This window comes from Geodermatophilus sabuli (assembly GCF_900215145.1).
GTDB lineage: Bacteria > Actinomycetota > Actinomycetes > Mycobacteriales > Geodermatophilaceae > Geodermatophilus > Geodermatophilus sabuli.
On sequence record NZ_OBDO01000011.1, the window covers coordinates 65537 to 83582 of the forward strand.

General features: G+C 74.5%; 22 protein-coding genes. 5 read left to right on the forward strand and 17 right to left on the reverse strand.

What is annotated here, in order from left to right; translation table 11 throughout:
• Positions 1-81: 81 nt before the first annotated feature.
• Complete coding sequence (locus CRP39_RS21710) at positions 82-801, reverse strand: TetR/AcrR family transcriptional regulator (protein WP_216359861.1); 720 nt, start codon at positions 799-801, stop codon at positions 82-84.
• 31 nt (positions 802-832) lie between these two features.
• Positions 833-1015, reverse strand: coding sequence for a hypothetical protein (locus CRP39_RS21715; RefSeq protein WP_097208481.1), 183 nt, complete (start codon positions 1013-1015; stop codon positions 833-835).
• Between CRP39_RS21715 and CRP39_RS27030 the strand changes: the two genes are divergently transcribed.
• A complete protein-coding gene (locus CRP39_RS27030; RefSeq protein WP_097208482.1) occupies positions 1014-1265 on the forward strand; it encodes a hypothetical protein in 252 nt (83 codons plus the stop codon). The two genes, CRP39_RS21715 and CRP39_RS27030, sit on opposite strands and share 2 nt — an antisense overlap.
• Positions 1266-1380: 115 nt before the next feature.
• Here CRP39_RS27030 and CRP39_RS21725 read toward each other — a convergent pair whose 3' ends face one another.
• From CRP39_RS21725 to CRP39_RS21755, 8 genes are all read right to left on the reverse strand, one after another.
• The gene (locus CRP39_RS21725) at positions 1381-1851 is read right to left on the reverse strand and encodes an STAS domain-containing protein (RefSeq protein ID WP_143426725.1); all 471 of its coding nucleotides are present in this window, start codon (positions 1849-1851) and stop codon (positions 1381-1383) included.
• A gap of 156 nt (positions 1852-2007) precedes the next feature.
• Complete coding sequence (locus CRP39_RS21730) at positions 2008-2757, reverse strand: GAF and ANTAR domain-containing protein (protein WP_097208484.1); 750 nt, start codon at positions 2755-2757, stop codon at positions 2008-2010.
• An 80-nt stretch (positions 2758-2837) separates the two neighbouring features.
• On the reverse strand, positions 2838-3551 hold the full coding sequence (locus CRP39_RS21735) for a GAF and ANTAR domain-containing protein (protein WP_143426726.1): 714 nt from the start codon (positions 3549-3551) through the stop codon (positions 2838-2840).
• A 93-nt stretch (positions 3552-3644) separates the two neighbouring features.
• Complete coding sequence (locus tag CRP39_RS21740) at positions 3645-4019, reverse strand: ATP-binding protein (RefSeq protein WP_172442568.1); 375 nt, start codon at positions 4017-4019, stop codon at positions 3645-3647.
• A gap of 281 nt (positions 4020-4300) precedes the next feature.
• Positions 4301-4435, reverse strand: a complete 135-nt coding sequence (locus CRP39_RS28155) for a hypothetical protein (RefSeq protein WP_260180051.1) — start codon at positions 4433-4435, stop codon at positions 4301-4303.
• A 90-nt stretch (positions 4436-4525) separates the two neighbouring features.
• A complete protein-coding gene (locus tag CRP39_RS21745) occupies positions 4526-5017 on the reverse strand; it encodes a DUF5994 family protein (protein ID WP_097208487.1) in 492 nt (163 codons plus the stop codon).
• 166 nt (positions 5018-5183) lie between these two features.
• Positions 5184-6731, reverse strand: coding sequence for an ATP-dependent DNA ligase (locus CRP39_RS21750; RefSeq protein ID WP_097208488.1), 1548 nt, complete (start codon positions 6729-6731; stop codon positions 5184-5186).
• A gap of 60 nt (positions 6732-6791) precedes the next feature.
• Complete coding sequence (locus CRP39_RS21755; RefSeq protein WP_097208489.1) at positions 6792-7742, reverse strand: alpha/beta hydrolase; 951 nt, start codon at positions 7740-7742, stop codon at positions 6792-6794.
• A 124-nt stretch (positions 7743-7866) separates the two neighbouring features.
• On the opposite strand from CRP39_RS21755, the gene CRP39_RS21760 reads away from it, so the two are divergent.
• Entirely contained in the window at positions 7867-8535 is a 669-nt protein-coding gene (locus tag CRP39_RS21760) for a GntR family transcriptional regulator (protein ID WP_245854029.1), read from the forward strand.
• Positions 8536-8603: 68 nt separating this feature from the next.
• Here the strand turns inward: CRP39_RS21760 and CRP39_RS21765 are convergent, their stop codons facing one another.
• The 3 genes from CRP39_RS21765 to CRP39_RS21775 form a co-directional block, all read right to left on the reverse strand.
• Positions 8604-10241 (reverse strand): flavin-containing monooxygenase, encoded by a 1638-nt coding sequence (locus CRP39_RS21765; RefSeq protein ID WP_097208491.1) that lies wholly within the window; start codon positions 10239-10241, stop codon positions 8604-8606.
• Positions 10242-10329: 88 nt separating this feature from the next.
• Positions 10330-10524, reverse strand: coding sequence for a hypothetical protein (locus CRP39_RS27285; protein ID WP_097208492.1), 195 nt, complete (start codon positions 10522-10524; stop codon positions 10330-10332).
• A gap of 208 nt (positions 10525-10732) precedes the next feature.
• On the reverse strand, positions 10733-10921 hold the full coding sequence (locus tag CRP39_RS21775; RefSeq protein ID WP_097208493.1) for an Rv0909 family putative TA system antitoxin: 189 nt from the start codon (positions 10919-10921) through the stop codon (positions 10733-10735).
• Positions 10922-11266: 345 nt separating this feature from the next.
• Between CRP39_RS21775 and CRP39_RS27805 the strand changes: the two genes are divergently transcribed.
• The 3 genes from CRP39_RS27805 to CRP39_RS21790 are packed head-to-tail and all read left to right on the forward strand — an operon-like array spanning position 11267 to position 13372.
• Positions 11267-11527: a hypothetical protein gene (locus CRP39_RS27805; RefSeq protein WP_097208494.1), complete on the forward strand. Its 261-nt coding sequence runs from the start codon at positions 11267-11269 to the stop codon at positions 11525-11527.
• Complete coding sequence (locus CRP39_RS21785) at positions 11524-12300, forward strand: DUF1932 domain-containing protein (RefSeq protein ID WP_097208495.1); 777 nt, start codon at positions 11524-11526, stop codon at positions 12298-12300. Before CRP39_RS27805 ends, CRP39_RS21785 begins: the two co-directional genes overlap by 4 nt.
• A gap of 52 nt (positions 12301-12352) precedes the next feature.
• A complete protein-coding gene (locus tag CRP39_RS21790) occupies positions 12353-13372 on the forward strand; it encodes an amidohydrolase family protein (protein ID WP_097208496.1) in 1020 nt (339 codons plus the stop codon).
• Between the two features lie 105 nt (positions 13373-13477).
• Here the strand turns inward: CRP39_RS21790 and CRP39_RS21795 are convergent, their stop codons facing one another.
• The 4 genes from CRP39_RS21795 to CRP39_RS21810 form a co-directional block, all read right to left on the reverse strand.
• Positions 13478-15316: a phosphoenolpyruvate carboxykinase (GTP) gene (locus CRP39_RS21795; RefSeq protein WP_097208497.1), complete on the reverse strand. Its 1839-nt coding sequence runs from the start codon at positions 15314-15316 to the stop codon at positions 13478-13480.
• 80 nt (positions 15317-15396) lie between these two features.
• Positions 15397-16116 (reverse strand): DUF2306 domain-containing protein, encoded by a 720-nt coding sequence (locus CRP39_RS21800; protein ID WP_097208498.1) that lies wholly within the window; start codon positions 16114-16116, stop codon positions 15397-15399.
• 188 nt (positions 16117-16304) lie between these two features.
• A complete protein-coding gene (locus CRP39_RS21805; RefSeq protein ID WP_097208499.1) occupies positions 16305-17570 on the reverse strand; it encodes an FAD-binding protein in 1266 nt (421 codons plus the stop codon).
• Positions 17567-17914 (reverse strand): hypothetical protein, encoded by a 348-nt coding sequence (locus CRP39_RS21810; RefSeq protein ID WP_097208500.1) that lies wholly within the window; start codon positions 17912-17914, stop codon positions 17567-17569. The genes CRP39_RS21805 and CRP39_RS21810 overlap by 4 nt, the downstream gene beginning before the upstream one ends.
• Positions 17915-18046: the final 132 nt, after the last annotated feature.

Below are 18046 nucleotides of genomic sequence, written 5' to 3' on the forward strand. Positions count from 1 at the left end.
GCCGGTCCGGATCGTCCCGGCGCGCGGGGCGGCCGGGACCGACGCGTGCCCCTGCACCCGGCGGTGTGCCAGGGAGCGCGGTCAGCCGGGCTCGGACACCAGGTGGGACCAGCTGTCGGCCAGGACGTCGATCATCCGGTCGAGCTCGTCGGCCGGGCGCCCCTCGGCCCAGTGCCGGGCCACGAAGTCCAGTTGGGCGAAGGCGAGGACGCCCCGCGCGTGCCGGGTCGCCGGGTCGAACCGGCCGGCCTGCTCCAGGCCGTCCTCGATGTCGGCGACGACCTCGTCGATCCACTGGTCGACCAGGCCCCGCAGCTCGGGATCGACCGTCGCCGCCTCATTCGCGGCGTTCGTGTACGGCCGGATGGTGTCCCACTGCGCCGCGACCCCGGTCAGCCACCCGCGCAGGGACTCCCGGGTCCCCTCGGCGACGGCGGCCACCAGCGTCTTCGCGGTGGAGCCGTGCGCCGGTGAGTTGATCCGGTCGAGGATCTCGTTGAGCTCGTCGATCAGCGCCCGCATCAGGTCGCTGCGGGACGGGAAGTAGGCGTAGAAGGTCACCCGGGTGGTGCCCGCGGCGGCCGCGATGTCGTCGACCGTCGTCGCGGCGTAGCCCTGGGTCCGGAACAGCTCGAGGGCGGTCGAGAGCAGCAGCCGGCGGGTCATCTCCTTCTGCGCGGCGCGCAGCCCCGAGGGGGCCCTGCCGCGCGGCTTCGCCCCCGTGGTCGCCCCCGCCTTCGTCCCCGCTCTCGCGCTCGGCCGGACCGCCGGTGACCTCCCCGCGGCCGGTCGTTGCGTCATGCCGCCCAATGTACGGCCGGGCCACGGTCGGTCAGTGCGCCGCGGGCACCAGCACGAGGGCCTCGCCCCGGCGCACGACGGTCCAGGCCCTGATGAGCACGGCGGTGCCCAGCGCACCGCCCACCTGCAGCGCCGTCGACTGCAGCCCGCCCGCACGGGAGGGCGGGCCGGGCGGAGGGGCGGCGGTGCGGCGTGCCGAGGACGCTGTGGCCATGGACATCACGACCGTCAACGACCGGCACCTCTACGAGGGCCGGGTCGTCCTCCAGGACGCCGACGACCCGGCCGGCCGGGTCGAGCTGCCGTCGCGGGTCGTCCGGTTCGGCCCGCCGGGCTGGCTCACCGTGGTGGACGTGCTGACCGAGGACGCCGATGTGGAGCTGTACCCGGTCAGCCGCGTGCTCTCGGTGTCGGCGCTGCACGAGCTCGGCGGAGCGGCGTTGCAGTCGAGCGCCACCCACTAGGACGTCGCGCGGCCCGGGATGCCGTCCGGCGGCCAACCGGCCTGCTCGGGAACAGGTGGTGCTCCACCTCGTGGTCGAGCCCCCCGAGCGGCGAGCGGCGGGGGGGGCCGTCACGTCAGGCCTCGTCCCGGGGCGGGTGGTCGGGGTCCACCGCCGCGTCCGGTCGCCCGTCGTAGGGCCCCGGCCACGGAGCGCCGGGCGGTGGACCGCAGCGGAGGGTCCGCGCACAGCGCGGGTCGGCCAGGTGGTGGGTGACGGCCGGTGACGGGGCGACCAGCCGCAGGACCGCCTCGCGCAGGGCCATCGCCTCGTCGGCCTCGTGGATCGGGGCCATCCCGTCCTCGTCGACGGCGCGCACCCCGGACAGGTCGAGGACCAGCTCCCGCGGACCGCCGACGACGGTGAACATCGACAGGAACATGCGCAGGCGGCCGGCCGTGTCGGCGTCGAGCCGGCCGCCGATCCCCAGCACCAGGGACTCCTGACGGAGGCTGAGCGGGCCGGGCCGGAGCGGGATCGTCCCGGGCTCGGCCGACGCTGCGGCGTCCGGGACCACGTGCAGGCCGTGCCGTGGCCGTGGAGTCATCCCGTGCCTCGTTCCCCGGGCAGTCGGACGCGCGGCTGCCGGGTCCGGGGCAGTGCCCGCTCGCGCGGGCGTCGTGCCCAGCCTACGGCGGCGAGGTCGATCCGGTGGGGCGAGCGCGCCGGTCGCCGCCCGCCCACGGGGTGCGCGGCGGCCGCGTCACCGTCGCTGTCGGGACGGGGCGGGCCGGCCGTCGGACAGCTCGCCGGCCCCGAGCGTGCCGGCGACGACGGCGTCGGCGACCGCGGTCAGCGGCCTGCCGGTCCGGCGGGCGTGGGTGCGCATGAGCCGGAAGGCCTCGTCGACGCTGGTCGCGGCGCGCGCCGACAGGACCCCCTTGGCCTGCTCGATGAGGATCCGGCTGTGCAGGGCGGCCTGCAGCTGCTCGGAGAGCACGACCTGGTCGCGGATCGCACGCTCGTGCAGCAGCCCGATGGTGGCGATGTCGGCGAGCCCCCGGGCGACGGCGAGGTGCTCGTCGCTGAGCCGCCGCTGCTCGACCGTGAACAGGTTGAGCGCGCCGATCACCTGCTGGCGCAGCCGGAGCGGAACGGCGTGCGAGACGGCGAACCCGACGCCCCGGGCGGCCTCGGCGAACCGCGGCCAGCGGCTCCCGGCCTCGGTCAGGTCGATGTTGGCGATCACCTGGCCGGTGCGGAAGCACTCCAGGCAGGGCCCCTCGTCCCTCTGCAGCTCGAACAGCTCCAGCAGCCGGGCCGACTCGGAGGTGCTGGCGACCACCTGGAGCGTGCCGCGCTGGTCGTCGAGCATGAGACCGGCGGCATCGGTGTCGACCAGTTCCACGCAGCGTTCGGTGAGCACCTGCAGCAGGTCGACGACGTCGAAGTCGTCGACCAGCGTGTCGGCCAGCTCGACGAAGACCTCCACCAGGCGCTGGTCCCCGCTCATCGACACCTCCCGCCCCCCTCTGCCCAGGACCCTGCCCGGGACCGACCGCGTTCGGAGAGTCTGCCCCGTACCGCCCGGGGTCACGCGCCGTCGTCCTGACCGAGGTGGACCCGCCCGCGCAGCACGTCCCGGGCCAGCTCGGCGATGGGCCGGTGGTCGGCGTAGGCCCGGGCCCGCAGCATGACCAGGGCGACGGCGAGGCCGACCCCGGCCTGGACGGAGACGACCCCGGTCGCCTGGTGCACCTCGGCCCGGTCCTCGACCGCCGCGGTGAGGTCCGGGGGGAGCCGGGCGCCGGCCTGCAGCGCCTGCGCGTGCAGCAGCAGCACCGTCGCCGCGTCGGCGAAGGCCAGCGCGTCGGCGAACTCCCGCGACGACAGGACGCCGGGGACGTCCCGGTGCAGGTCGAGCACGCCCAGCTGGATGCCGCCCACGCGCAGGGGGAAGGCGAAGACGGCGCGCAGCCCGGCGCGTGCCGCGCCGTCGGCGAACGCCGGCCACCGCTGGGGGGCCGTGCGGGCGAGGTCGGGCTGGAGGACGGGGCGTCCGGTCCGGGAGGCGTCGATGCACGGGCCCTCCCCGAGGGTGAACTGGAGCTCCTCTAGCTGCTGCGCGGCCGCGTCGGTGGCCGTCACCGTCCCGGCGGGGCCCGCAGGCGACATGAGCGCCATCCCCGCGCCGGTGACCGGCAGCGACCGGACGCAGGCGCGCACCAAGACCTCGGGCAGCGCCTCCCCACCGGCGGCGCCCGCGACGACGGCGGCCAGGATCCGGGTCACTCGTCTCGACGCCACGTCTCCCTCCGACCGGGTGCCTGGTCCCGAGGTCTCACGGTGCCCGGCGGGCGCGCCAGGTGCGCGCCGCCCCGTTCCGGGTGTGTCCCCGGCTCAGCCGCTGGCCACCGCCGCTCGCCGACCCGCACGGTGGCGCAGGGTCACGGTCGTCCCGCGGGCCTCGGTGAGGATGGTCGTCTCGGCCAGGGTGTCCATCATGGCCAGGCCGCGTCCCCGGTGGGTCCCGCTGGGCTCGTCGCGCCACTGGCCCGAGTCGCGCACGGTGATCGTCACCTGGTCCGGGACCACCGAGAGCACGACGTCGAAGAACGGCTCGGTCGGGTGCTGGGCGTGTTCCAGCACGTTGCTGACGGCCTCGCTGGTCGCGAGGACGAGGTCCTCGACGTCATCGGCCGGCAACCAGGTGCTCTCCAGGCAGCCGCGCAGGTCGCGCCGCACGGCGCGCAGGGACAGCGCCGTGGAGGGCACCCGCCACTCGTGGCGCAACGTCCTCCCGCGCGACGGCGGACTCGCGGCAGCCGGAGCACCACGGCGGGGCCGCACGCCGTCAGGGTCGGGCGGCTCGGCGGGAGGGTCGGTGACGGGTTCGAGCACGGCCGGCTCCTCGGGAGGTGAGGTCGCCGGGTCCGGGGCTCCCACAGAGCGGCTGATCCGCTCCCGTGGTCACCAGGGTAGCCCTGGTCCGCGCCGGCGGGTGGTCACCGCCGGCGACGGCCCGGCGAGCTGCAGCCGCCCCGCGCCGGGGAGGCTCAGTGCTTCTTGTCCTGTGTCAGCCGCTCCATCTGCGTCGTGGTGTCGGCCTTGGCCTTGCGTTCGACGCGCTTCTCCTTGAGCGACTTGCCGGACTTCTTCGACATCGAGTGTCGCGGGGACTTGTCGGCCATGGGAGCTCCCTCACCGGGAGCCTGAGCGGCTCCGTGCCCGAACCGTACGCCCCCGGGGTCGCCCCCGAGACGGTCCCGACAGCCGGCGGCTCACGTGCCGGGGCGGCCCTCCTCGACGCCGTCGAGGACGGCGGTCGGGCCGCCGTGGTTGCCCGGGGCGGAGGCGGCGGACAGGGCACGCGCGGCGACGGCGTCCGCCGTGTCCGGCGGAACGACGAGGAGGTCGAGACGGTCGCGCCCGTCGTCGCCGCCGCTGAGGTTCACCAGGTGCGGGTCGAGGCCGCGGAACCAGCCCAGCCGGACCGTGCGCCCACCGACCGTGAGCCGCCGGGGCGCGGCGTCCCAGCTCTGCGGGTTGAAGGTGACGCGGCTGACCCGGATGCCGCGGCGCTGCAGGTCCGTGAGCAGCCCGGGCAGCTCGTCGGCGAGGCTGCGGGAGCGGGGCCACCACCCGCCGTCGAGTGTCGTGTGGTCGCCGGGCCCGTCCAGCAGCGCCAGGCGCAGCGGCGCGCCGGCGGTCACGGGCGGGGCGGGTGCGGCCGGGGCCGTCCGGTCGACGCGGGTGACGCGGATGGTGGTCACGGCCGACCGGACGTCGTGGTCGCGGCGGAGGGCGTGGTCGTCCTGGTGGGCCCCATCGGGGACCGCCGATCTCCCTCCGGCAGCGGAGGGGCTGGGCGCCGAACTGGCGTTGCCGCTGACGCTACGCGCAGTCGGCCGCCGCGCCGGCCACCTCCGCCCGGGCCTCTCAGGCCCCGGTGAGCAGGGCGCGCACGGCGTCGACGGTGTCGGCCTCGGCCGGCGTCTTGTCCGGGCGGTAGCGCAGCACGCGGGCGAAGCGCAGCGCGACGCCCCCGGGGTAACGGGGGCTGCGCTGGGCGCCGTCCAGGGCGATCTCGACGACCAGCTCCGGGCGCAGCAGCACGCCCCACTCCGCCTGCTCGCGGGCCAGGCCGGGGAAGGTGGCGGTCTGCCAGTCCAGCAGTTCGTCGGTCATGCCCTTGAAGGTCTTGCCGACCATCACCGGCTCCCCGCCGTCGGGGTCGCGGGCGCCCAGGTGGATGTTGGACAACTTCCCCGACCGGCGGCCGTACCCCCACTCCGCGCCGAGCACGACGAGGTCGAGGGTGTGCACCGGCTTGACCTTCTGCCAGGCCCGGCCGCGCCGGCCCGCGGCGTAGGGCGCGTCGAGGGCCTTGACGACGACGCCCTCGTGCCCGGCCGACAACGCCGCGTCGAGCACCCCGGCGGCCTGGTCGGCGTCGGGGGAGCGGACGCCGGGCATCCGCAGCTCCGCGTGCTCGTCGCCGGCCAGGAGCTGCGCGAGCGCGTCGAGGCGGACCGCGAGCGGCTCGTCGAGCAGGTCGCGGCCGTCCAGGTGCAGCAGGTCGAAGAAGAACGGGCTGAGCAGCACGCCTGCGTCGGAGGACCCGCCGTCGGGGAGCTGGCTGCCGAAGCGGCTCATCGTCTCCTGGAAGGCCCGCGGGCGCCCGTCGTCGTCCAGGGCGAGGGTCTCGCCGTCGAGCACGGCGGCCGAGCAGGGCAGGGCACGGACGCGCTCGACCAGCTCGGGCATGCCGTCGGTCACCTCGCGCAGGGTGCGGGTCCAGACCCGGACGTCGTCGCCGTCCCGGTGCACCTGGATGCGGGCGCCGTCCAGCTTGAACTCGACGGTGACGTCGGTGCCGAGGTCGTCCAGCGCCGCGTCCAACGAGGACCCGGGGCTGGCCAGCATGGGCCGCAGCGGGCGGCCGACCCGCAGCCGCACGGCGTCCAGGGCCGCCTGACCGCCGGCCAGCGCGGTCGCCGCGGTCTCCGGCAGGCTTCCGGAGAGCATGGCGGCCCGGCGCGCGCTCGCTGCCGGGACGCCGGCCGCCGCGGCCACCGCGTCGAGGACGACGCCCTCCAGGGCGCCCTGGCGCAGCTCGCCGGTGAGCAGGCGGACGAGGAACCGCTGCTCGTCGGCGGTGGCCGCCGACAGCAGCGCGCCGAGCAGCGTCTCGCGCCGTGCGGTGGAGCCGGTGCCGGCGGTCGTGGCGATCTCGTCGAGCGAGGCGTCCACGGCCGGGACGGTCAGCGAGGGCTCACCGGCGGGGTCGCCGGTCAGCCGCGCGAGCGTGCGCCAGCCGACGCCGAGCCGGCGCTGCAGCGGCTCGCCGGCCAGCCACGCGGTGACCGGCGGCACCTCGTCGGCTGCGGCGCGCCGCAGCAGGTCGGCGATCGCCGCGGCCTTGGCCGTGCGGGACCGGGTGGCCGCGACGGCGGCGGAGGCGGCGACGACGTCGGCGAGCAGCACGGGGGGATCGTGGCAGGGGGCGCCGGCACCGCGCGGTGCCGGCGCCCCCTGGTACCGCGATCAGGTGAGGGCGCGCCGCAGGGCGTCGATGCGGATGCCCCAGATCCGCCGGGACAGGGCCGCGTCCGGCGCGAAGGTCTCCGCCGCGTGGTAGCTGCCGGGGTGCACGTGCAGCTCGCACGGCACGCCGGCCGCCATCAGCCGCTGGGCGAAGGCGATGTCCTCGTCACGGAACAGGTCCACGGTGCCGACGTCGATGAAGGCCGGCGGCAGCCCCGAGACGTCCACGGCCCGGGCCGGCGCGGCGTACTCGTCGGCCGGCTTGCCGCCGAGGTACCAGGCCCACGCCTCGATGTTGCCGGCGCGGTCCCAGATGCCGATGTCGGTGATCTCCTGGCTGGACACGGTCTCGTTGCGGTCGTCGATCATCGGGTAGATCGGCATCATGAACCGGAGGGCGGGGCCGCCCCGGTCCCGGGCCAACAGCGCGGTGGCGATGGTCAGGCCGCCGCCCGCGCTGGCCCCGTAGACGGCGATCCGGTCGGCGTCCACCCCGAGGTCGGCGGTGTTGGCCGCCATCCAGCGCAGCCCGGCGTAGCAGTCCTCCACCGGGGCGGGGTGGGGGTGCTCGGGGGCCAGGCGGTACTCCACGGAGACGACCACGGCGCCGACCTGCTCGCACAGCATCGTCGCGGGGATGTCCTCCCCGGCCACGTCGCCGAGGACCATCCCGCCACCGTGGATGTAGTAGATGCCCGGCAGCGTGCCGGTCGCGCCGGCCGGGCGGTAGATGCGCACGGAGATGTCCGGCTCGCCCTCGGGTCCGGGGACGACCCGGTCCTCCTTGGTGACGTTCGGGTTCTCCGGTACCTCCATGGAGGCGAGGATCTGCTGCACCGTCGCGCGCCGGGCCACGATGTCGGGGATCGAGTTGAAGCCCCCGGGCAGGGCCTCCAGCAACCCGTCGAGCGGGACGCGGCACTCGGGGTCGATCAGGTCACGGCGGGACATGGGTCCTCCATCGGGTCGGGTGCTCGGGTGTGTGCGGGACCGGCGAGGGTGCGGCCGGGGACTGGGGGGCGGAGCCGGGCAGGTGCGGCGCCCGGCTGGCAGGATGACCGGGAGAGGGGGTCCGGTGACGTCGTTCGAGGTCCCGCTCACGCGGCGGGAGGCAGTCGTCCGGCGGCTGCGGCAGGAGATCACCGCCGGCCAGCTGCCGGCGGGCACCGTCCTGAAGGACGCCGAGCTCGCGGCGCGGCTGGGCGTGAGCATCACCCCGGTGCGCGAGGCCATCACGCAGCTGGCCGCCGAGGGGCTGGTCGACGTCGCACCCAACCGCACCCGGAAGGTCGCCGGGCTCACGCAGAAGTCGGCGCTCGAGCTCGTCGACGTCATGGAGCTGCTCGCCTGCGCGGGGTTCGCCGGGGGCGTGGACAACCTGACCGACGAGCACCTGGCCCGGCTGCGCACGCGCTACACGGAGTACACCGGCGCGCTCGCCCGCGGCGACGTCACCACGGCCTCGGCGGCGGGCGCGGACTTCAGCACGATCGTCGTGATGGCGAACGGCAACCGGGAGCTCCAGTCGATGCTGGACCTGGTGGTGGTGCGGGTGCTGCGCATGCTGGCCATGGAGTCCCACAGCGACTCCTGGCGGCCGTGGGTCGAGGGCTACGGCGAGGTGCTCGAGCTGCTCGAGCGCGGCGATCGCGCCGGCGCCGTGGCCCGCTACCGGCGGATCTACGTGGAGTTCCGCGCGGCGGTGGAGCGCTCCCTGTGGCCCGGGGAGGCCGGGGACGCCTGACGGCAGGCGCGCCGGGCCCGGGCCGCGGACGGCGCCGTCCGCGGCCCGGGTGTGCCGGTGGGTGGTGGTCACGCGTCGAGGAGGAAGCCCTCGTAGCCCTTGGCGGCCACCTCGTCGCACTTCTTGCGGTACTCCCCGACACCTCCGGCGTACGGCATGAAGACCCGCGGCTTGCCGGGGACGTTGGCGCCCATGTACCAGGAGTTGGCCTTGGGGTAGAGGGTGTAGGACGCGATGAGGTTGACGTGGTCGACCCACGCGTCCTGCGCCTCCTGGCTGGCCTCGATGGTGCGCAGGCCCTGGTCGCGCAGGTGGGCGATGGCGTCGCACACCCAGTCCACGTGCTGCTCGATGGACACGATCATGTTCGACAGCACCGACGGGCTGCCCGGCCCGGTGATCATGAAGAGGTTGGGGAAGCCCGCCGAGCCGATGCCCAGGTAGGTCCGCGGCCCGGCGCTCCACGTCTCCTTGAGCGAGGCCCCGCCCCGGCCGCGGATGTCGACGTTGGTGAGGGACCCGGTCATGGCGTCGAAGCCGGTGGCGTAGACGATCGCGTCGAACACGTACTCCTCGGCCGCCGTCCGGATGCCCTTCTCGGTGATCTCCACCAGGGGCTCGCGCTGCAGGTTGACCAGGTGCACGTTCGGGCGGTTGTAGGTCTCGTAGTAGTGCGTGTCCAGGCAGGGGCGCTTGGTGCCCACGGGGTACTCCGGGCACAGGTCCGCGGCCGTCTGGGGGTCCTCGACGATCTCCTTGATCTTGCGGTGGACGAACGCCTTGGCGAGGTCGTTGGCCTCCTGGGAGAGCGCCAGGTCGGTGTAGGTGGTCAGCAGGTTGACCAGGCTGCCGCTCTCCCAGGCCTCCTCGAACCGGGCCTCGCGCTCCTCCGGGGAGACCTCCAGGGCCGACTTGGTGGCCGGTGGGACCGGGACGCCGAACCCGGACTCCTTCTGCGCCTGCCGGTAGTCCCGGTAGTGCTCCCTCATCTCCGCGACCTCGTCGGGGCGCAGCTTGCGGTTGCGGGCGGGCAGGGAGTACGCCGGGGTGCGCTGGAAGACCGTCACGTCGGAGGCCTGGGCGGCGATGACCGGGATCGACTGCACGCCCGAGGAGCCGGTGCCGATGACGCCGACGCTCAGCCCGGTGAAGTCCACGCCCTCGTGCGGCCAGTGCGCGGTGTGGTAGCTGGCGCCCTTGAACGTCTCCAGGCCCGGGATCTCCGGGTGCTTGGACGCCGACAGGCACCCGGTGGCCATCACCAGGTACTGGGCGTGCACCGCGTCCCCGTGCTCGGTGCGGACCTCCCAGGTGCCGCCGTCCTCGTCGAAGTGCGCCCCGACCACCCGGGTGCGGAAGACGATGTCCCTGCGCAGGTCGAACCGGTCGGCGACGTGCTGGGCGTACCGGAGGATCTCCGGCTGGGTCGGGTAGCGCTCCTCCCACTCGAAGGTCTGCTCCAGGTCCGGGTCGAAGGAGTAGGAGTACGCCAGGCTCTCGACGTCGACCCGCGCGCCCGGGTAGCGGTTCCAGTACCACGTGCCGCCCACGTCGGTGCCGGCCTCGAACACCACCGCGGTCAGCCCCATGCCGCGCAGCTTGTGCAGCAGGTACATGCCGGAGAAGCCGGCGCCGACGATGACGGCGTCGACGGTGGACGGGACGGGCGGGGTCGCGGCCTGGGGGTCGGCTGCTGGTGCGGACATGGGTCCTCCTGGGCGGAGCCGGTGCGGGACAGGGGTGTGCGGGGACGCCGGCCGGGAGCCGGCGCCGTTCAGGGGTGGGGGAGGGGGTTCAGGCGGGCTGCGGGGCGGACCGCGCGGCGATCGCGGCGGGGACGTGGTCGATGGCGACCGCCGCGCCGGGCGGCAGGCCGGAGAGGTCGGCGGCCCGCAGCGGGAGGGCGTCCACCTGCGGTCGGGAGTCCGGGTCGGGCGCGTGGTGGTCGCAGAACCCGGTGAGGAAGGCCGTCGTCTCGTCCAGCGCCATCCGCGTCACCTCGACGTCAGTAGGGCTCGTCCCACCCGGGCTCGGAGTTCACCCGAAGGGGTGTGATCGGAACCACAAAATAGGATGCATCGGAGGTGGGGGTCAATGGTCGCCAGCCCACAAAGGCGGTGGCCGGAGTGGACACGGCAACGGCGGGCGGCCCCGGACGGGTGTCCGTCCGGGGCCGCCCGCCGCTCGGGTACCGGCCTCAGGCCTCCTGCTGCCCGATCCGCTGGTCGGCCATGTTGCCGACCTTGTCCGACTGCTGGTCGAACTTGCCGCCGGTCCTGTCGTCGGCGACCTGCTCGGCCTTGTCCAGGGCGGCGTCGCTGCCCTTCTCGCCCTTCTCGCTGTCGAGGGCCTGCTTCGCCTTGTCGCCGAGTCCTCCGACGTCCATGTGGTGCTCCTCCCTGTGGGTGCGATGCCCCGTGGCACTACCCGGCCGGGATGCCACCGACCCCTCGCGTGTCCTCCAGGAGGAAGGCGGGCAAGGGTCGGGCAGCAGTCGCTCGCCGAACTCCGCCGGATCGTCGAGGCCATCGTGGCCCGGGACCCGCGGGCGGCCGGGGCGGCGGCGTGCAGCCACGTCGCGAGCGTCGTCGCCGCTCTCGCCGAACATCCTGTCGCCTGACCCACCACCCCGCGAGGAGGAGTCCGTGTCCGCCCCCCGTCCCCCCACCCGGCGGCAGCCGGTGGCCGGTGCCCTCGTGGCCGGCCGCGTCGAGCGTGCGATGGTGCCGGCATGAGGACCGTCGTCGTCACCGACCCGTCGCGGGCGGACGCCGGCGAGGCCCGGACGCTGGGCGCCTACGGCGTCGCCACCGTCCACGAGGGCCCGTCGGAGCACCCCGGGGCCGACGTCCACCACCTGTGCCTGCAGCTGGGCGTGGACGAGACCACCGTCAGTGACCAGCCCCGCGTGGTCCGGTCCGGCGTGGTGCGGACCGCCCGCACGCTGTTCGACGGGATCGCCTGCCTGCGTGCCGAGGGGGGTCTCGCGTGACCGTCCGCATCGCCGTCCTCGGGCTGGGCGAGGCGGGGTCGGAGATCGGCCGCGACCTCGTCGCGGCCGGTGCCGACGTCCGCGGCTACGACCCGAAGGGCATCGTGGTCGACGGCGTGCAGCCCCGCGGCAGCGAGGCCGAGACGGTCGCCGACGCGGATCTGGTGCTCAGCGTGAACAGCTCGCAGGACGCCGTCCCGGCCCTGGTCAACGCGCTGCCGGCGCTGCGTCCCGGCACCGTGTGGGCCGACCTGAACACCGCGCCCCCCGGCGTGAAGGCGGCGCTGGTGGAGCAGCTGGCCGGCCGTGACGTGCCGGTCGCGGACGTGGCGCTCATGTCGCCGGTGCCCGGCAAGGGGCTCCGGGCGCCGATGCTGGTCTCCGGCGAGGGCGCGGCTCGCTACGCCGAGATCCTCGCCGGGTTCGGGATCCAGGTCGCGATCCAGCCCGGCCCGGCCGGGGAGGCGATCTCCCGCAAGCTGCTGCGCAGCGTCTTCTACAAGGGCCTGGCCGCCGCCGTGGTCGAGGCGCTCACGGCGGCCGAGGCCGCCGGCTGTGCCGACTGGCTGCGGGACGACATCAGCGGCGAGCTGGCCGGCTTCGACGAGCGGGCCATCGACCGGCTGGTCGACGGTACCCACCGGCACGCCCGGCGTCGCGCCGACGAGATGACCGCCGCCACCGACCAGCTCATCGAGCTGGGTGTGCCGGCGCGGATCTCGGCCGCCGCCCGCGACCTGCTCGTGGAGTTGCGGGACCGCCAGGACACCTGACCGACGCGCCGCCGACGAACAGACCACAGACGACCGCACGAGGGGACAGCGCATGATCATCGACTGCCACGGCCACTACACCACCGCACCGGCACCGCACACCGCCTGGCGCGAGGAGCAGACGGCGGCGTTCGGCGCGGACGAGGAGCCGCCGCCCTACCCGCAGATCTCCGACGACGAGATCCGCGAGACGATCGAGGGCAGCCAGCTGCGGCTGATGGACGAGCGCGGCATCGACCTGACCGTGTTCTCGCCGCGCGCCTCGGCGATGGGCCACCACGTCGGCGACCAGGCGATGAGCACCCGCTGGGCGCAGGTGAACAACGACCTCGTCGCCCGGGTGGTGGAGCTGTACCCGGACAGGTTCATCGGGGTCGGCCAGCTCCCACAGTCGCCCGGCGTCCCGATCGAGCACTCCGTCGCCGAACTGCGGCGCTGCGTGGAGGAGCTCGGTTTCGTGGGGTGCAACCTCAACCCCGACCCCAGCGGTGGCAACTGGACGGCGGCACCGCTGACCGACCGCAGCTGGTACCCGTTCTACGAGGCGATGGTCGAGCTGGACGTGCCGGCCATGGTGCACGTCTCCGCGGTGACCAACGAGAACTTCCACGCCACCGGGTCGCACTACCTCAACGCCGACACCACGGCGTTCATGCAGTTCGTGCAGGCGGACCTGTTCCGGGACCTCCCGGACCTCCGCTTCGTCATCCCGCACGGTGGTGGCGCGGTGCCCTACCACTGGGGCCGCTTCCGGGGGCTCGCCGACATGCTCGGCCGGCCGGCCGTCGAGGAGGCGGTGATGAGGAACGTCTTCTTCGACACCTGCGTGTACCACCAGCCGGGGATCGACCTCCTGTTCGAGGTGATCGACGTCGACAACATCCTCTTCGGCTCCGAGATGGTCGGCGCGGTCCGGGGGATCGACCCCCGGACCGGCAACTACTTCGACGACACCCGGCGCTACGTCGAGGCGCTGGACCTGACACCCGAGGACCGCGAGAAGGTGTTCGAGGGCAACGTCCGCCGGGTGTACCCGCGGCTCAACGCCGCCCTGGAGAACCGCACCCGCTGAGGGGCCGCCACGCAGATCGACGCCGGCCGACCCCCGCCCCGACGACACCGACGCCCCGCCGGGGAACCGGGCGGGGCGTCGGTGTTCTCGTCTCGGGGTGGGGCGTCAGTCCTGTTCGTCGAGGGCCGCCGCGACGCGGCGGTGGGCCTCCCAGATCTCCTCCGGCAGCCCCTGGAACGCCGACAGGTGCTCCTCGCGGTACGCCATCTCCTGCCGCCACCGCACGGTGTCGATGCTGAGGATCGTCTCGAGGTCCTCGGGGGTGATGTCGACGCCCTCGAGCTCGAGCTCGTCCTCGGTGGGCACGACCCCGACCGGGGTCTGCCTACCGGTGACCTCGCCGTCCCGGAGGCGCATGAGCCACAGCAGGGGGCGCAGGTTGTCGCGGTAGCCCGGCCACAGGAACCGGCCGTCCTCGCCCCGCTGGAACCAGTTGACGTGGGCGAAGATCGGCTGGTTCGTCGCGGCGCCGATCACCTTGAGCCAGTGCGCGGCGTACCGACCCTCGGGGTAGGACATGAACGGGCGCATCGACATGGGGTCGTAGCGCAGGACGCCCTCGGTGCCCTCCGCGGCGAAGGTGGCCTCCGCGCCCAGGGTGAGCCCGTCGTAGACGCCCTCGGCGAGGTCGGTGATGGCCCGGATCAGCGGCTCGCGGTCCCGGGTGCGCCCACCGAAGATGATCCCGTCGATCGGGACGCCCTTGGGGTTCTCGTAGTCCTCCGCGATGTTCGGCACGTTGGCCAGCGTGGTGGTGAACCGGCTGTTCGGGTGCGCCCACGGGGCGTCCTTGGCGTCCGCCGGACGCTCGGAGATCAGCTGCCCGGCCCAGTCCCGCCACCCGGTGGGGTCGGCCGGCGGCCGGGGGGTCTTGCCCTCCCACCAGACCTCGCCGGTGTCCTCGTTGTAGGCGACGTTGGTGAAGATCGTGCCGGTGCCCTCGGCGATGGCGTCGACGGCGGTCGGGTTGGTCACCTCGTTGGTGTCCTTGGCGACCCCGAACGCGCCGAACTCGGGGTTGATCCCGTAGACCCGGCCGTCCTCGGGGTCCACCCGCAGCCACGCGATGTCGTCGCCGTAGAAGGAGACGTGGTAGCGGTCCCCGAGGGCGTCGGGCGCCAGCATCATCGCCAGGTTCGTCTTGCCCGAGGCGCTCGGGAAGCCACCGCAGATGTGGTAGGTGCGACCGGTCTGCTTGTCGGTGATCCCCAGCAGCATGAACTGCTCGGCGAGGAACTCACCCGACGCCCAGCCGTCGTAGGCCGCCTGCCGCAGGCCGTGGGCGATCTTGCCCAGCAACGCGTTGCCGCCGTAGGAGGAGCCGTAGTGCAGGATCGTCCGCTCGTCGGCGACGGTGACGAAGTACCGCTGGTCGTCCTCGGTCCCGTGGCCGAGGTTCTCCAGGTCGCCGGTGACGTGCACGGCGCGGACGAAGCTGTCCTGGTCGGCGAGGTCGTTGATGTGGTCGACCCCGACGCGCGCCATGCGGATCATGTGCAGCACGACCGTGCGCGTGTCGGTGAGCTCGACGCCGGCGGCGTAGGGCTCCAGCGGCGAGCCGGGCGGGGCCATCAGGTAGGGGACGACGTACATCGTCTTGCCCGCCGACTTGCCCCGCATCCGCTCCTCGAGCAGCGGGCGCATCTCCTGCGCGGGGCGCCAGTTGTTGTAGACGCCCTTGTCGGCGGGGTTGTTCGTGGCGACGACCGTGCGCTCCTCGGAGCGGGCGGTGTCCTTGGGGTGGCTGCGCGAGTAGTAGCGTCCCTCGCCCGCGGGCAGGAGCTCGCCGGCGTCCAGCGCCTCCTGGATCAGGCGGGCGTCGTCGGAGGCGTTGACCACCTCGATCCGCTCGGCTCCGGTCAGCTCGGCGTACCGGTGCACGAACTCGCGCACGCGGGCGTTCTTCAGTCCTGCGTCGTCCAGCACGGCGTCAATGGCGGCCACGACCCACCTTCTCCCTCACCCGGAACTCCCGCCACCGCACCACCCGATCGGGCGCGGTGGGGGCCTGCTGACCGGCAAACCTAACGGAGCGCTGCCGGCGTCTCGCCGGGGGCGGCACGACGGGACCGGCGGCCGGCGAGGTACCACTCCGCGACCAGCAGGTTGGGCACCCAGGAGAGGAAGGGCACCAGCAGGTAGGCGCGGTCGAACGCGACCGCGGCGTCCACGCCGGCCACGGCGGTCTGACCGCTGATCAGCACGAGCAGCCACAGCCGGAGGGTGACCGCGGCATAGGTCAGGGCGAAGGTCCGCACCATCCAGCGTCGGTGGGTGACGACGTCCCGGCGCCGGATGGCCCGGAAGGCCGTGGCGGCGCAGCCCAGCCACAGGACCGCCAGCAGGCCGAAGCCGGCGGTCCCGACCGGGCCGGCGAGGTTGTGCGGCGCGAGGACGAGCCCGGCGACGCCGGCGACCGCGATCGCCGCGACCGTGACCCGCCCGAGGACCCGGTGCACCTGCGGAGCCCGGGCCCGCAGCCGCGTCGCGAACTGCAGCGGCGAGAGCAGCAGGGCGAGCCCGCCGGCCCCCACGTGCAGGTAGAGGGCCAGCTGGACCAGCGGGGAGCGGTCGGCGTAGGTGGCCGCCACCTCCAGGCCGTCGAGTTCGCCCAGCGGGTTGAGCAGGTACGGCAGCGGTGCGAACACGGCGATCGCGAGCGCGCTGAGCGCGATCCACCAGTAGGCGCCGCGGGTGCGCCAGGTCGACGGCCGGGGCGACGTCGCGGGTGCGGTCAGGGTCATGCGGGGGCTCCGTGCTCGCCGTGTGCCGGTCCCCGTGCGCCGCCGAGGGTCGGCGCGCCCCGGGACCCCCGCCAGGGCCCAAGGTCGCCAGGTCCCGAGGTCACCGAGGCCCGCTCCCGGCGGGTCTCGGTGACGCTGGAGGAGCTGGTGGGCCTCCGGCTCGGGCCGGCCGGCGTGCTGCCGCCGGCTCAGCGACCGAGCACCCTCTCCTCCAGCCAGTCGTTGCGGAAGGCGCCGCGGGGGTCGAGCCGCTGCACCAGGTCGACGAAGTCCGCGTGCCGCTCGTACAGCGGGGCGATCCTGGTGGCGCCGGACCGGAACACCTTCCCCCAGTGCGGGCGCGCCCCGAACGGGTCCAGCGCCGCCTCCAGGTCGGTCAGGACGTCGAGGACCCCCGCCGGATCCCGTCGCCAGGTGAAGTGCAGGGCGACGCAGTCGTGGCCGTACGCGGTGCTCAGCCACAGCCGGTCGGCCGCGACGGTGCGGATCTCGCAGGTCAGCAGCAGCGGCCGGATCCGCGCCGCGATCGCGCGGACAGCGGTGATCGCCTCGACGGCGCGGGAGGAGTGGAGCAGGTACTCCGACTGGAGCTCGTCCCCGACGCTCGGGGTGAAGCCCATCCGGAAGTGCGGCAACCGGTCCGACCACGGCCCCGGCCGGCCCAGCTGCGGCGTGCACGGCGTCGGGTCCAGGCCGACCACGGGGTTCCGGTCGACGACCGCGGGGACGGCGCCGAAGAGGTCGCCGTCCGGTGCGCCGTCCCGGTCGGTCCGGGACTTCACCCAGATCATCTCCACGTCCTCGCCCCAGAGCGTGAAGAGACTGACGCTGTAGCCGCAGCCGACGACCTCGTCGAAGTGCTCGGACAGGGCGTCCCAGGACAGTCCCTCGAACACCCGCTGTGCCACCTCGAACGCCGGCTCGACGTCGAGCGTGAGGCGGGTGACCGCGCCGAGGGCACCCAGGCCCACGACCATCCCGTCGAAGTCCGCGTCCCCGCGGGCCATCCGGACCACCTCCCCGTCGGAGGTGACCACCTCCAGCGCCGCGACGGCGGTGGCCAGGTTGCCGTTGGTCACGCCGGAGCCGTGGGTGGCCGTCGCGACGGCGCCCGCGACGGAGATGTGGGGGAGCGAGGCGGTGTTGTGCAGGGCGGCCCCGGCGTCGCGCAGGACCTCGGCCAGCTCGCCGTACCGGACGCCCCCGCCCAGGGTCACCGTGCCGCCGTCGAGGTCGACGTCGATGCCGGCGAGCGGGGACGCCGCGGCCGAGACGGCCTCCAGCGAGAGGAGCTCCGCGGAGTCGGCGATGCCGGTGAACGAGTGCCGGGAGCCCAGCACGCGGATGCGCGGGGCGGCGGCGACGATCTCCTGCACCTGCTCGAGGGTCGTCGGCCGGTGCAGCCGCCGCGCCCGGTAGGTGTGGTTGCCGGCCCAGTTGGTCCCCGCGGTCACGGCGGGACGCTACCGGGGGGCGCGGGCGGTCGGCGTCGGCCCGGCAGTGCCGTGGCGAGCACCCGGTCCACCAGCGGGGAGCGGCGCACCGTCACCGGCCGGCCGGCGCGCTCCGCGGCGTCGAGGTGGTCCAGCAGCAGTTCCACCGCGGGCGCCGACAGGCCGGTCACCGAGCCGGCGTCGATCGCCTCGACCCGGGCGGGCTCGCGGCCGTAGCGCCGCAGGAAGGACTCGACCGCGGCGGCGTCGACGTCGCCGGCCAGGCACAGCACCCGCCCGCCGGCGGTGTTGAGCAGGCGGACGACGCCGCGGGCGGTGGCGCTGTCGGGCGGCGCAGGAGGCACCGCACCAGTGTGCCGACGACGACCGCGGCCGGGACGGCCGGCGGCCCCGCACCCGGTGTCGGGTGCGGGGCCGCCGGGGACCACGGTGCGGGTCCGGTCGTCAGGCCGCGTCCGCACGGCCGTGCGGGGTGC